The sequence below is a fragment of the Salana multivorans genome, assembly GCF_003751805.1.
Lineage (GTDB): Bacteria > Actinomycetota > Actinomycetes > Actinomycetales > Beutenbergiaceae > Salana > Salana multivorans.
Genome location: NZ_RKHQ01000002.1, coordinates 262,893 through 276,392, shown reverse-complemented (window position 1 = coordinate 276,392; position 13,500 = coordinate 262,893). Strand labels below are relative to the sequence as shown.

Sequence of the window (13,500 nt, the reverse complement as noted above, 5' to 3'; positions counted from 1 at the left end):
GGAATCCACCCGATCTGAGCGCCAGTTGTGGCAGCCCGGCGGCGTCCGTGCGCCGGTGGGGGGCAGGACGGGTGGATCGACCTCCAGGAGTGATCCGTGACCAACAAAGAACGCACTGCCGGACGCTGGTCCGGCCCGAACCCGCGACGGTGGCTGTCCAGCCTCGTCGCCCTCGTCCTCGCGATGGCCTCGGTCGTCGGCCTGTCCCAGGCCGCGAGCGCCGATCCCGCGGGCATCAGCTCGAACGTCCTCCTCAACGGCGAGACCTACGACGGCACGGCCGTCGTCAAGGAGGGCGACACCCTCACGCTCCGCGTCCAGTACAACGACGCCGTGGCGCCCGGCTCGACGGTCGTCTTCGAGCTCGGCGACAACGTCACCCTGACCGGTGTCCCCGCGGGCAACTCCGCGATTGTGGGCGTCGTCCAGGACGGCAACAAGGTCTCCATCACGTTCGCGAACCCGTGGCCGACCGAGATCAACCAGGGCGTCTTCGACCTGGACTTCAAGGTCAACCCGGTCGACGGCAGCGTCAAGGAGCCGATCACCTGGAAGGTCGGCGGCGACGAGCACTCCGTCACCGTCATCATCCGCAACGACGGCGACCAGTTCGAGAACGTCACCGACACCCAGGCCAAGAGCGTCACGCCGGGCAACCTCGACAGCTTCGTCACGGTCGTCGGCGGCGAGGTGAAGCTCAAGCCGGAGATCGCCGACCAGGAGCTCACCTACACGCTCCGCGTCGACTCGCCGACGGCACGCACCGGCTACACGATCGCCGACCAGCTCCCGGCCGGCCTCGGCTACGTCGCCGGCTCGTTCGTCGGCTCCCTCACGACGTGGGACACGAACGGCCTCAACCGGACGACCAGCCCGTTCACGTTCTCCCCGACCGTGTCCGGCTCGACCTTCTCCGGCTCGGTCGACGTCGCCGGCCCGTCCAGCCTCGCCCTCACCTACAAGGTGAAGGTGACCGACGTCGCCGCGCTCGAGGCTCTGCTCCAGACCAAGTACGACGCGCTGGCCGGCGGCTCGGGCAACTTCGAGATCAGCCAGGTCAACACCGCGACGTTCGGCGGCGAGGTCGCCAAGACCGCGTCGGTCCGCCTGCGCGGCAACGTCCCGGCGGCCCCGGGCCCGAACCTGGGCCAGGCCTTCGCCAAGAACGCCGACTGGACGACGAAGAACGTCGTGACGGGTGAGGACGGCACGACGCTGACCCCGCCGGCCGACATCGTCTACACGCTCCGGGCGAACCTGGCGCAGTGGAACGACAGCAGCGCGAACTTCACGCTGTCGCAGAACGTGGTCATCAGCGACGTCCTGCCGGCGCAGGCGCGCTGGAACGGCTCCGACGCCGCCTTCGTCACCGCCGAGGGCATCACGCTCACCCGGGCGGCGGCCTGCCCGGCGACGACGGCCGACTTCACGGCCGACGCCTACGTCGGTCAGTACTGCCTCGACGGTCAGCGGCTCCTCGTCAACGTCGGCAAGGACAGCGCGACCAACGCGACCATCCAGGTCAAGGCGCAGCTCCTCACGGTGGACGGCCTCGAGCAGACCGGCAGCACGTCGATCACGGACGCGGTGCCGTACCGCCTGCGGAACACGGCCAACTTCCACTACCGCGACGGCAGCCCGTACGGCGTGAACCGCGACGTCACCGTCGTGGTCCTGCCCGACACCTCGGGCGGCGTCAACGACTCGACCGTCTTCGCGAAGTCGGGCACGGCCGAGGAGACGACGGTCAAGCCGGGCGAGACCGTGACGGTGAACTACCGGTTCACTGTCGCCGCCGGCAAGGGCATCGACCTGAGCAAGAGCACGATCGTCGACTACGTCGACACGGACGTCTTCTCGCTCGAGGACCTCTCGGCGATCGGCGTCACCGGCACCTACGACGGTCAGGCGCTCACCGCCGCGCACTTCGTGCTCAGCACGAACGCCGACGGCGACCTCGTCATCGCGCTGAGCGAGACGGGCAAGGCCGTCGTCGAGGCGCGCGGTGCCGACAAGGCCTTCGTCGCGAACCTCGCGCTCACGAGCACGCCGTTCGTCGGCAAGGAGACCCGCACCATCACGAACCGGGCGACCCTGTTCGGCGAGGACGGCGACCCCGACTACTGGTCCGAGACCGAGGAGGAGGCGACGTCCTACGGCGACGAGGCGGAGGTGCGCAAGCGCGTCTACGACCGCAGCGCCGCGCAGTGGGTGGAGACCCTCAAGGCGTACATGGACGGCGAGGGCAACCTCGTCCAGGACACGTACGTGTACCGGATCGAGTTCATCCCCCACGGCAGCTACGACAGCGTCAAGATCATCGACGTCGTCGACATCCTCCCCGGCGCGACCGAGTTCCTCGGCTTCGTGACGCAGGAGAACGCCGCGACGGCCACGGACCCGACCAACGGTCCGGTGGACATCGGCGGCAACCTCGAGGCGACCTACGACGCCGCGAGCAAGACGGTGAAGCTCGTCCAGAAGGACGGCACGGTGCTCGACGCCGGTCCGTCGATCGCGGCGTACGTGGCCGTGCGGATCACCGACCCGTCGCAGACGGTCGTCAACCGGATCGGCGGCACGTCCGCGACCATCGAGCCGGTCAAGTCGGTCTCCGTCGGCGACTACGTGTGGGTCGACCAGAACCGCGACGGTCGCCAGGACGAGGGCGAGCCGGGCATCCCCGGCGTCGTGCTCACGCTGGTCGGCCCGGACGGCGAGCCGGTGACGGACGTCTTCGGCAACCCGGTCCCCCCGACCCCGACGGACGAGAACGGGCACTATACGTTCGACCACCTGCCGGCGCTCGAGGGGAACCAGACGTACACGGTCGTCATCGACCGCGAGGCGTCGCAGGAGCCGCTGAGCCCCTACGTCCCGACGGTGTCCGGCCAGGGCGACCGCGCCGGTGACTCCTCCACGTGGGAGGCCTCGACCGAGCCCGGCGACCTGCACGAGGACGGCGACCGCGACCCGACGCTCGACTTCGGGTTCGTGACGCCGTCGGTGTCGGTCGGCGACTACGTGTGGGTCGACCAGAACCGCGACGGCCGTCAGGACGAGGGCGAGCCGGGCATCCCCGGCGTCGTGCTCACGCTGGTCGGCCCGGACGGCGAGCCGGTGACGGACGTCTTCGGCAACCCGGTCCCCCCGACCCCGACGGACGAGAACGGGCACTACACGTTCGAGAACCTGCCCGCCCTCACCGGCGAGCAGACCTACACGGTCGTCATCGACCGCGAGGCGTCGCAGGAGCCGCTGAGCCCCTACGTCCCGACGGTGTCCGGCCAGGGCGACCGCGCCGGTGACTCCTCCACGTGGGAGGCCTCGACCGAGCCCGGCGACCTGCACGAGGACGGCGACCGCGACCCGACGCTCGACTTCGGGTTCGTGGCGAAGACCTACGCGATCGGTGACGTCGTCTGGATCGACGCCAACAAGAACGGGGTCCAGGACGACGGCGAGAAGCCGCTGCCGGGCGTCACGGTCGACCTGCTGGTCGACGGCGACGTCGTCGCGACGACCACGACCGACGCCGATGGCCGCTACGTCTTCGACAACCTGCCGGCGGGGACCTACCAGGTCCGCTTCACGCTGACGCAGGAGCAGAAGGCGATGTACGAGTTCACCGTCCGCGACGCGGGCGATGACGACGCCGTCGACTCCGACGCCAACCCGTCCGACGGCCTCACCCGGACGATCGTCCTCGACGACTCGAACGAGGCGCTGACCGGCGAGTACCCCTACCGGGAGATCGCCGCGTCGCAGGGCATCGACCCGACCTGGGACGCGGGCGTCGTGCTCAAGCCCGCGCCCTCCACGCCTGCCGGTGGGACAACCACCCCCACGGTCCCGCCGGCAACCCCGACACCTTCTCCGAGCCACGGGCCCCTCCCGAACACGGGCTCCGGGATCGGTGTCGGCGCCGTCGCCGCAGTGCTCGCGCTCCTCGGCGCGGGCGGCACCCTCCTCCTGCTCGCCCGGCGTCGTGACGCCGTGCGGACCGGCGGGTGACCTGCGGCTGACGCCCCCCAAAAGGAACGTGGGGCCGGTCTTCGGACCGGCCCCACGTTCTGTTCTTCCCGGCTGGTTCGTCCCGGCTAGCGGATGACGACGCTCGCCTCCGCGGTGTTGACCCGGAACGTGAGCGACTCCTGCGCGTAGAGGCGCACCCGCTCGGCGTCGTGCGAGAGGTAGCCGATCGAGACGTCCTGCCCGAGCGTGAGCGTGTAGTCGCCGCCGCGCAGCGAGACGACGATCGCGCCGCGCAGCGCCGGGGCGAAGACGATCTCACCCTCGGCCCCGAGGAGGCGGCGCAGGTGCTCCGCGATCGGGTACCCGTGGTCGGAGGACTCCGCCGCGAGCGTGTACAGCTCGGCGGACAGCAGCAGCGCGTACGGTCCCTGGACGCCGACGGTCCGCAGGATCGTCAGGGCGCGGGCGAGCGCGTCGGGGAGCTGGCGCGGGTCGTCGGGCAGCGCGATGTCCTGGTTGGAGCTGCTCGGCGCGATGCCCTCGACGTCGGAGGCGGCCGACCCCGTGAAGACGAGCGTGTCCTCGGCCGCCGCGAGCGCCTCGACGGCGTCCTTGACCGGCTGCCAGTCGGAGTCCTCGGAGCCGCGGTCCACGTCGTCGATCGCCGCGCGGGTGACCTCGAACGGAACGCGCAGCTCCACGAGCGGCTGGACCCGGCGCCGGCGCGCCTCGACGCCCGGGACGGGCGGCTCGACCTCGACGACGTGCCCCGTCCCGACGGCCGAGAGCTCCAGTCCCCCGGCGTCCGGCATGTCGACGACGCGGCGGCCGGCGATCCGCGTGACGAAGGTGCGCCGGGCCTCGTCGTCGATCTGCGCCCAGGCCGCCGACGAGATCGGTGCGAGTGAGCGGTGGAGGTTGTCCATGGCCTGACCTTTCCTGGGGGTTCCGTTGGGCTAGCTGGGGGTGGCGCCCGGGCTGCGGCGCAGGCTGCCGATGCCGAGGTCGCCCGAGCCGGCCGAGGGCGCCGGTGACACGGGAGCCGTCGGCGCCGGGGTCGCGTCGACGGGGTCCGGCGGGTCGTCGAGGAACGCGAGCGACGGGACGAAGAACAGGCTGCCCGTGACGGCGGTCGAGAAGTCGAGGATCCGGTCCGTGTTGCCGGGCGGCTCGCCGATGAACATGCGTCGGAGCATGAGCTCGATGATCCCGACGTCCGCGGCGTACCCGATGAAGTAGGTGCCGTACTCCCCCGCGCCGATCTCGCCGAACGGGAGGTTGTCGCGGACGATGTCGTGCTCGACCCCCTCCTCGTCGACGATCGTGTTGACGACGACGTGGGAGTTCGACGGCTTGACCGAGTCGGGCAGCTCGATGTCGTCGAGCTTGGTGCGGCCGATGACGCGCTCCTGCTCCTCGACGCTGATCGCGTCCCAGGCCGCCAGGTCGTGCAGGTACTTCTGGACGACGACGTAGCTCCCGCCGGCGTAGGCGGGGTCCTCGTCGCCGATGAGGACGACGGCGTCGCCGTCGGCGCCGCGGGGGCTCGCCGTCCCGTCGACGAAGCCGAGCAGATCGCGCTCGTCGAAGTACTTGAAGCCGTGCGTCTCGTCCACGACGACGGCGTGCCCCTCCAGCCGCGTGGCGACCTGGCGGGCCAGCTCGAAGCACTGGTCCATGCTCCGGGCGCGCAGGTGCAGGAGGAGGTCGCCCGGTGTCGCGGGGGCGACGTGCCGGGGACCCTCGAGCGCCTCGAACGGGTGCAGCTGCCGCGGTCGGGGCAGCTCGCCGAACAGTCGGCCCCAGACGTCGGCTCCGATCCCGACGACGAGGTTGAGGTCGTCGCGCGTGTTCCGGAAGGAGACGGCCTTGACGAGGTCCGAGAGGTCGCCGAGCAGGTCCCGGACGACGTCCTCCGAGCCGTCGTCGACCGTGAGGACGAGGAACATCCCCGCGCGCGCCGGGGGCGCCACCACCTGCTGCGTCACCATCGCGCCACCATCGACCCGTCTCCGTCCTGCCGTCCGTCGGTCTCCGTCCATCCTCCCACCGCGACGCGACGGCGGCGGGACCCGGTCGGCGCGAGGACGACGGGTCGTGGAGGATGGTGCGATGCGGATCCGGTTCACCGTCGAGCTCGCGTGCCCGAGCGACGCCGCGTGGGCGGCGCTGCACTCCCCCGCCGCCGTGGCCGAGCTGTACGGGCCGGTGTTCCGGCTCACGGGCCTCGACCCGCTGCCGGAGCGGTTCTCCGACGGCAGCCGCGTCCGGGTGCGCCTCGCGCTGCTCGGCCTGGTGCCGCTCGGGTCCCAGCTCATCGCGATCGCCGACGTCCTGCCGGACGGCCCGGTCGGCCCGGACGGCCCGGCGGCGCGCACGATGCGGGACGCCGGGCGGCCGCTGACCGGGCCGATGGCCCTGATCTCGCGGTGGCGGCACGAGATGACCGTCCTGCCGGTGCCGGGTGACCCGGACCGGTCGATCTGGCGGGACGAGCTGACGATCGGCGGCACCGCCGCGCCGCTCCTGTGGCCGGCCCTCGCGCTCGTCTGGCGCTGGCGCCGCGCCCGGATCCGTCGGCTCTCGCGGTCCTGGCGCTAGCCGAGCTCCTCAGGCGGTGACGGCGACCCCGACGCCGGCGATGGCAGCGACGAGGAGCGTCGAGAGCGCGGCGAGCGCGAAGGGACGCGGGCCGACCCGCAGGAGGGTGCGGACCCTGACCCCGCAACCGAGCCCGAACATCGCGGCGGCCAGCAGCCAGGTCTGCGCGATTCCGCCGGCGGCGACGACCCCGGCCGGCAGGGGCGCGAACGACCGCAGCAGCACCATCGCGAGGAAGCCGACGACGAACGGCGGGACGATCGGCGGCAGCCGCGTCGACCGTCGCTCGACGGCCTCCGCAGGTGCCGCGACCGTCCCGGCAGCGGCGCGCCCGCGGCGCCGCTGCCGGATGCTCAGCACCGCGACGACGGGGGCGAGCAGCAGCACCCGGGCGAGCTTGACGACGACCGCGACGGCGAGCGCTCCCCCACCGATGATGCCGCCGACGGCGACCACCTGGGCGATCTCGTGGACCGAGCCACCGGCCCACCGGCCCGCCGCCGCGGGCACGAGGTGGAGCAGGCTCGCCGTGAGCGGGACGAGCGCGATCATGAGCGTCCCGAAGATCACGACGAGCGCGACGGCGGTGATCGTGTCCTCCTCGGCCTCGTCGTCGGGGTCGGTGACACCGGCCGCGCCGGCGACGGCCGCCGCGCCGCAGATGGAGAAGCCGCACGCGATGAGGAGGGCCAGGCCGGCCGGGACGCGCAGCAGGCGGCCGAGGAGCACGGTCCCGAGCAGGCCGCCGGCGACGATGCCGACGACGACGAGGAGCACGGGCGCCCCGAGGCCGAGGATGTCGGAGAGCACGAGCTGCAGCCCGAGCAGGACGATCCCGGCGCGCAGGAGCTTCTTGGCCGAGAAGTCGATGCCGGCCGACGTCGCGCCCGGCAGCCGCCCGACGTTGGCCGCGAGCACGCCGAGGACGATCGCGACGATGAGCGGGCTGAGACCGGACACGAGCCGGCCGACCCCGAACGAGACGCCCGCGACGGCCAGGCAGAGCAGGAGCCCGGGCAGCAGACGGGTGAGCCGGTCGAGCCGCGCATGCGGGTCGCGGGACGGTGGGGTGGCGGTCGCGGGAAGGGCGGCGTGGGACACGTTCGCCATCGTGTGCGCCGCCGGCCTGCGGCGGTAGGGGCAGATCCCGCGTCGGTCACAAGCTACGGTTGTGACTGGTCACCGACCACAGCTCGACCACACCCCCGCCCGGGAGGCGCCGATGGGCCGCGAGCCCGACCTCGCCGCGCTGCGCGCGCTGGTCCTGGTCGCCCGGGAGGGCAGCATCTCCGCCGCGAGCACCCGGCTGGGCGTGAGCCAGCAGGCGGTGTCGCTGCGCATCCGCGGGCTGGAGACCGACCTCGGCGTGCGGCTGCTGGCCCGCTCGGCGCGGGGGTCGCGCGTGACGCCGGCGGGCGAGCTCGTCGTCGGCTGGGCGACGACGCTGCTGACGGCCGCCGACGAGTTCGCGACCGCCGTCGACGCGCTCCGCGACGATCGCGGCGGGACGCTGCGGGTCGCCGCGAGCCTCACGATCGCCGAGCACCTGGTGCCCGAGTGGATCGCGCGCTGGCGGATCGCGCGGGGGGACGACGGGCCCGTCGTCCGGCTGACGGCCGCGAACAGCTCGGCGGTGCTCGACGCCGTGCGCGAGGGCACGGCCGAGCTCGGCCTCATCGAAACGCCAGCGGTCCCGACCGACCTCGGCTCGGTGACCGTGGGACACGACACCGTCGAGGTCGTCGTGACGCGCGACCACGGCTGGGCGACGACGGGCAGGGTCTCCGCCCGGGAGCTCGCATCGACCGGTCTGGTGCTGCGGGAGCCGGGCAGCGGGACCCGGCGGGCGCTCGAGGACGCGCTGGCCGCGGTCGGCCTGACGTGCGCCGAGCCGGCGGCGGTGCTGTCCACGACGCTCGGCATCCGCAGCGCGATCATGGCCGGCGTGGCGCCAGGAGCGCTGAGCGCGCTCGCCGTCGCCGACGACATCCGCTCGGGCCGGCTCGCGCGCGTCCGCATCGGTGGCCTGCGGATCGAGCGCCCGCTGACCGCGGTCTGGGTCGGCCGTCCCTCGCGCCGCGTCCGGGACTTCCTTGGCGTCGTCGCCGCCGCTCCGCCGACCTGACCGGAGGAGCCCGGCGGCCCGGCGGCTACGCCCGCCACGCGGCGAGCTTGGCCGGGTTCCGCACGGCCCAGACGCGATCGACCCGGCCGGCGCGGTGGCGCAGCCCGATGACGGCGAGCACCGTCCCTGCGCCGATCGCGACGAGCCCGAGCTCGCCGTTGACCACGTCCTCCCGCACCGCGAGGTCGGGCTGGCGACCGCGGACGCCGAGGAGGAAGCGAGCGACGGCGTCGGGGCCGACCAGCGGGTCGAGCGCGGCCGAGACCAGCCCGCCGCCGTCCGTCACGGCGGTGACGCCGGGATCCAGCAGATCGACCAGCGTCCCGAGGTCGCCGGTCTCCCACGCGCGGCGGAACGAGCGCACGACGGCCTCGTGCTCCGCCGCCTCGACGGGTGCGGGGCGAGCCTCCCGCACGCGCCGGCGCGCCGCCGAGGCGAGCTGGCGGCAGGCCTCGGGGGTGCGGCCGACCACGGCGGCGACCTCGGGAAAGGTGTGGCCGAACACGTCGTGCAGGACGAACACGACCCGCTGCGCCGGTGTCATCGACTCCAGGACGACCAGCAGCGCCATCGACACGGACTCGTCCGTGCTCACGCGATCGGCCGGGTCGACGGGATCGGCCTGGACGCTGCTCGTCCACCGCCCGGGCCCCGGGAGCGGTTCCGGCAGCCACTCGCCGACGTAGCGCTCGCGGCGGGCGCGCGCGCTCGTGAGCATGTCGAGCCCGACCCGGCCGGCGGCCGTGACGAGCCAGGCTCGCGGGGAGACGATCAGCTCACGCTCCGCGTCGTCGAGCCGGTACCAGCGGACGTAGGTCTCCTGGACCGCGTCCTCCGCGTCGGCGAGCGAGCCGAGCAGCCGGTAGCACAGGCCGAGCAGCAGGCCGCGCTCGCGGGCCGCCGCGTCGAGCCCGGCCGGGGCGCCGCGTCGGTGCTGGGTGGCCATCGTCCCTCCGTCCGTCGCTCGCGGTCGACCCATCGGACCACACCGCTCGGTGAGGGGACGACGCAGCCGGGCGAACCGTGAGGTCCGCGCGACACCTCACGATCGAGGCCGCCGTCCCGTCCTTCCCCCGGGGCCCGCGACCGCGGGTCCCGACCACGCAGAGGAGTCCGCATGTCCAGTCACGTCACGTCCGGCCCCGTCACGTTCCTCAACGTCATCGACGTCGACCCGTCCCGGCAGCGGGAGGTGATCGAGCTCCTCGCGGAGGGCGTCGAGCGCGTGATGACCGGTCGCCCCGGGTTCCTCTCGGCGACCATCCTCGCGAGCGCGGACGGGGGCCGGGTCGTCAACGTCGCACGCTGGCGCACGGCCGAGGACGTGCGGGCCACCCAGGCCGACCCGGCCGCCGCGGCGTACGCCCGGCGCACGGCGGCGATCGGGAGCGCGAGTCCGGGTCTCTACCTGCCGGTCGGGGAGTTCACCGCTACCCTGAGGCCATGAACCTTGGTCGCCGCATCGTCGCGGTCGCCGCCCTCGGCGCGGCGCTCCTCGCCGCCGCCGGGTGCGCCACCGGCACCCCGTCCTCCGGCTCCTCCGCGAGCCCCGATGCGACCGACGCGTCGGCCGCCCCGCAGGTGGACGCCGCCTGGCTCGACGACGGTCGGCTCCTCGGCGTGGTGACGTGGGGATCCTCCACGTGCGTGCCCGTCGCCGACGAGGCGACGGCGTCCGGCCAGGACGTCTCGGTGACCCTGACGGATCCCGACGGCGACCAGCCCTGCACGGCCGACCTCGCGCCGCGCGCGTCGCTGACCGGCGTGCCCGCCGGCGTCGACCCGCACGAGGACGTCGCTCTCACCGTGAGCTACCTCGACGCCACGGCGACGGTCGACCTCGACGGCGACGACGACCTGTCCGGTACCCCCGGGGACCCGACCGACTACGCGGCGAGCGCCGGCTGGTTCGACGACGAGCGCGGGATCGTGCTGCTGACCTGGGGCTCGTCGACCTGCCCGCCGATGATCGAGGGGGTCGAGGAGAGCGACGAGGCGATCACCGTCACCTTCACGACGAACGACGGCCCGTGCACGATGGACATGTCCCCGCGCGCGACCGTGATCCAGGTCGCCGACGGCAGCGACGACCGCGTGCTCGTGCTCGTCGGCGACAACCTCGACGCGACCGTCCCGATCGCGGGCTGAGGGCCCTCAGCCCGCCTCGGCGGCCTGGTCCCGGCCCCCGCCGGGCACCGCACGCCTCAGCATCGCGAGCACCGCGCGCAGCGAGGCCTCCTCGATCGAGATCCGCTCGATGACGAGGTCCTCGCCCGACGCGTGGTACTCCTCCTCACCGGGCTCGTAGCGCGTCGCGGCGCCGACGGGGACGAGACCGCGAGCGCCCGAGAGCCGCAGCAGCAGGTCCTCGTCCTCCTCGTCCGGGAGACACGCGGCCAGACCGGGGAGCACCAGCCGACGCTCCTCGCGCAGCCGTCCCCCCGACCCGCCGACGTGGAACGGGTCGAACGGCTGGACGTCGCCCCGGCCGTCGACGGTGAGCTCGATGCTGCGCACGTCCTCGTCGAGGATCGTCCCGCCAAAGACCGCCCTCGCGGCGTCGCGATCGCCGTCGAGCGCCGCGACCAGGCGTTCGAGGTCCTCCGGTCGGCCGTCGTTCGCGTTGATCACGAGCCGCAGCCCGACGACGATCACGTCCCGCGGCAGGTGCTCCCCCGCCAGGTGCACGACCAGGCGATCGGGCGCCGGCGCGTCGGTGACCGCGGTGAGATCACCGGTCGCGCGCTCGGGGGCGCCGAGGAAGCCGCGACGGGTCAGCCGGACCAGGACGTCGAGGGCGGGTCGCAGCGCCTCGGCGCAGTCGCGCGCGTCACCCCGCGCCGCCGCGCGCGGGGCGTAGCCGACGACGATGCTGGCCAGCCGTGGCCGGCTGGGGACGGGCCCGACGCGCAGCCGGTCGATGGAGGCGTCCAGGGTCCTTCCTCCCGTCTCCGTCCGACCGTCCGGGCCGCGCAGGACGCCAGGTTACGGTGCCCCGCACCGCCCGACATAGGCTGGTCGGGCAGGGGCCGGTGCCACGATCTGGGAGGACCTGTCATGCGGACCATCGCCGAGGACATCGTCGAGATCATCAAGGACGCGGGTGTCACGCGGATCTACGGACTTCCCGGGGACTCGCTCAACGGGTTCACCGACGCCCTGCGCCGGGACGGGACGATCGCCTGGCAGCACGTCCGCCACGAGGAGGCCGCGGCGTTCGCGGCCGCGGCCGACGCCGCGCTCACGGGCGGGCTGGCCGTGTGCGCCGGGAGCTGCGGCCCCGGCAACACGCACCTGATCAACGGCCTGTACGACGCGAACCGCAGCCGGGTCCCCGTGCTCGCGATCGCCGCGCAGATCCCCGGTCCGGAGATCGGCAGCACCTACTTCCAGGAGACGCACCCGCAGGACCTGTTCCGGGAGGCGTCGGTCTACACGGAGCTGGTGAGCTACCCGGAGCAGCTGCCGCACGTGCTGGAGATCGCCATGCGCACCGCGGTGGAGCGGCGCGGCGTCGCCGTCGTCGTCATCCCCGGCGAGGTCTTCCTCCGGGAGAGCCCGAACGCCCGGCGCTCGGCCCCGATCGCCCTCGCCGGCCGCGTGACGCGGCCGGCCGACGCCGAGCTGCAGCGGGCCGCCGACCTGCTGAACGACGCCAAGAAGGTGACGATCCTCGGCGGCGCCGGGACCGAGGGCGCGCACGAGGAGGTGATCGCGCTCGCGAAGAAGCTCAAGGCGCCGATCGTGCACGCGCTGCGCGGCAAGGAGTTCCTCGAGCACGACAACCCCTACGACGTCGGCATGACCGGCCTGCTCGGCTTCTCCTCCGGGTACCGGGCGATGGAGAGCTGCGACGCCCTGCTCATGCTGGGCACGGACTTCCCCTACCGCCAGTTCTACCCGTCGAAGGCACGGATCCTCCAGGTCGACGTCCGCGGGGAGAACCTGGGCCGGCGCACGCCGATCGACCTCGGCCTGGTCGGCGACGTCCGGGACACCGCCGAGGCGCTGCTCCCGCTGCTGCGCGAGCGCACCGACGGCAAGCACCTCGACTCGTCGCTCGCGCACTACGCCAAGGCGCGCGAGGACCTCGACGAGCTGGCCGTGAACGACCGCAACCGCACGCCGATCCACCCGCAGTACGTCGCCCGGCTGGTCAGCGAGCTCGCGAGCGACGACGCGGTGTTCATCCCCGACGTCGGCTCGCCGACGGTCTGGGCGGCCCGCTACCTGCGGATGAACGGTCGGCGGCGTCTCATCGGCTCGTTCAACCACGGCTCGATGGCGAACGCGCTGCCGCACGCGATCGGTGCGCAGTCCGCGTTCCCGGAGCGGCAGGTCGTCGCGCTCGCCGGTGACGGTGGGCTCGCGATGCTGCTCGGCGAGCTGCTGACGCTGCGCCAGCTCGAGCTGCCGGTCAAGCTGGTGGTCTTCAACAACTCCTCGCTCAACTTCGTGGAGCTGGAGATGAAGGCGGCCGGGTTCGTGAACTACGGCACAGGGCTGGAGAACCCGAACTTCGCCGACCTCGCGAACGCGGTCGGCCTGCACGGGCAGCGGGTCGAGCACCCCGACGACCTCGAGCGGGCGCTCACCGCCGCGTTCGCGCACGACGGTCCCGCGCTGGTCGACGTCGTCACGGCGCGTCAGGAGCTCTCGATCCCGCCGGCGATCAGCGCGGCGCAGGCGAAGGGCTTCACGCTCTACGCGATGCGCACGATCCTGTCGGGGCGCGGCGAGGAGCTGGTCGACCTCGCCGACACGAACCTGTTCCGGCGGCTGTTCGACTGAGCGGCCGG

General features: G+C 73.2%; 11 protein-coding genes. 6 read left to right on the top strand and 5 right to left on the bottom strand.

Going from position 1 to position 13,500, the window contains the following annotated elements; all coding sequences use genetic code 11:
• The first annotated feature begins 96 nt into the window (after positions 1-96).
• Positions 97-4,014, top strand: a complete 3,918-nt coding sequence (locus EDD28_RS13500; protein ID WP_123740303.1) for an SdrD B-like domain-containing protein — start codon at positions 97-99, stop codon at positions 4,012-4,014.
• 86 nt (positions 4,015-4,100) lie between these two features.
• On the opposite strand, the gene EDD28_RS13495 is transcribed toward EDD28_RS13500, so the two are convergent.
• Positions 4,101-4,901 (bottom strand): family 1 encapsulin nanocompartment shell protein, encoded by an 801-nt coding sequence (locus EDD28_RS13495; RefSeq protein ID WP_123740302.1) that lies wholly within the window; start codon positions 4,899-4,901, stop codon positions 4,101-4,103.
• Between the two features lie 30 nt (positions 4,902-4,931).
• Positions 4,932-5,966 (bottom strand): Dyp-type peroxidase, encoded by a 1,035-nt coding sequence (locus tag EDD28_RS13490; protein WP_123740301.1) that lies wholly within the window; start codon positions 5,964-5,966, stop codon positions 4,932-4,934.
• A gap of 121 nt (positions 5,967-6,087) precedes the next feature.
• Between EDD28_RS13490 and EDD28_RS13485 the strand changes: the two genes are divergently transcribed.
• Positions 6,088-6,576, top strand: a complete 489-nt coding sequence (locus EDD28_RS13485) for a hypothetical protein (protein ID WP_123740300.1) — start codon at positions 6,088-6,090, stop codon at positions 6,574-6,576.
• A 9-nt stretch (positions 6,577-6,585) separates the two neighbouring features.
• On the opposite strand, the gene EDD28_RS13480 is transcribed toward EDD28_RS13485, so the two are convergent.
• Complete coding sequence (locus tag EDD28_RS13480) at positions 6,586-7,686, bottom strand: YeiH family protein (RefSeq protein ID WP_123740299.1); 1,101 nt, start codon at positions 7,684-7,686, stop codon at positions 6,586-6,588.
• A 112-nt stretch (positions 7,687-7,798) separates the two neighbouring features.
• On the opposite strand from EDD28_RS13480, the gene EDD28_RS13475 reads away from it, so the two are divergent.
• A complete protein-coding gene (locus EDD28_RS13475; RefSeq protein ID WP_123740298.1) occupies positions 7,799-8,701 on the top strand; it encodes a LysR family transcriptional regulator in 903 nt (300 codons plus the stop codon).
• 25 nt (positions 8,702-8,726) lie between these two features.
• Here the strand turns inward: EDD28_RS13475 and sigJ are convergent, their stop codons facing one another.
• The gene (gene sigJ, locus EDD28_RS13470; protein WP_123740297.1) at positions 8,727-9,647 is read right to left on the bottom strand and encodes an RNA polymerase sigma factor SigJ; all 921 of its coding nucleotides are present in this window, start codon (positions 9,645-9,647) and stop codon (positions 8,727-8,729) included.
• A 171-nt stretch (positions 9,648-9,818) separates the two neighbouring features.
• Between sigJ and EDD28_RS13465 the strand changes: the two genes are divergently transcribed.
• Together EDD28_RS13465 and EDD28_RS13460 are read left to right on the top strand one after the other, a co-directional pair.
• Complete coding sequence (locus EDD28_RS13465) at positions 9,819-10,148, top strand: antibiotic biosynthesis monooxygenase family protein (RefSeq protein WP_123740296.1); 330 nt, start codon at positions 9,819-9,821, stop codon at positions 10,146-10,148.
• Entirely contained in the window at positions 10,145-10,849 is a 705-nt protein-coding gene (locus tag EDD28_RS13460) for a hypothetical protein (RefSeq protein WP_123740295.1), read from the top strand. The genes EDD28_RS13465 and EDD28_RS13460 overlap by 4 nt, the downstream gene beginning before the upstream one ends.
• A gap of 6 nt (positions 10,850-10,855) precedes the next feature.
• On the opposite strand, the gene EDD28_RS13455 is transcribed toward EDD28_RS13460, so the two are convergent.
• Positions 10,856-11,389, bottom strand: coding sequence for a hypothetical protein (locus EDD28_RS13455; RefSeq protein ID WP_123740294.1), 534 nt, complete (start codon positions 11,387-11,389; stop codon positions 10,856-10,858).
• A 369-nt stretch (positions 11,390-11,758) separates the two neighbouring features.
• On the opposite strand from EDD28_RS13455, the gene poxB reads away from it, so the two are divergent.
• On the top strand, positions 11,759-13,492 hold the full coding sequence (gene poxB / locus EDD28_RS13450) for a ubiquinone-dependent pyruvate dehydrogenase (RefSeq protein WP_123740293.1): 1,734 nt from the start codon (positions 11,759-11,761) through the stop codon (positions 13,490-13,492).
• The last annotated feature ends 8 nt before the right edge of the window (positions 13,493-13,500 follow it).

Bases quoted from the DNA above. Each gene is read 5' to 3' on its own strand.
- EDD28_RS13495 (WP_123740302.1), bottom strand. From the start codon at position 4,901: ATGGACAACCTCCACCGCTCACTCGCACCGATCTCGTCGGCGGCCTGG.
- EDD28_RS13475 (WP_123740298.1), top strand. From the start codon at position 7,799: ATGGGCCGCGAGCCCGACCTCGCCGCGCTGCGCGCGCTGGTCCTGGTC.
- EDD28_RS13465 (WP_123740296.1), top strand. From the start codon at position 9,819: ATGTCCAGTCACGTCACGTCCGGCCCCGTCACGTTCCTCAACGTCATC.
- EDD28_RS13480 (WP_123740299.1), bottom strand. From the start codon at position 7,686: ATGGCGAACGTGTCCCACGCCGCCCTTCCCGCGACCGCCACCCCACCG.
- EDD28_RS13490 (WP_123740301.1), bottom strand. From the start codon at position 5,966: ATGGTGACGCAGCAGGTGGTGGCGCCCCCGGCGCGCGCGGGGATGTTC.
- sigJ (WP_123740297.1), bottom strand. From the start codon at position 9,647: ATGGCCACCCAGCACCGACGCGGCGCCCCGGCCGGGCTCGACGCGGCG.
- EDD28_RS13485 (WP_123740300.1), top strand. From the start codon at position 6,088: ATGCGGATCCGGTTCACCGTCGAGCTCGCGTGCCCGAGCGACGCCGCG.
- EDD28_RS13460 (WP_123740295.1), top strand. From the start codon at position 10,145: ATGAACCTTGGTCGCCGCATCGTCGCGGTCGCCGCCCTCGGCGCGGCG.
- poxB (WP_123740293.1), top strand. From the start codon at position 11,759: ATGCGGACCATCGCCGAGGACATCGTCGAGATCATCAAGGACGCGGGT.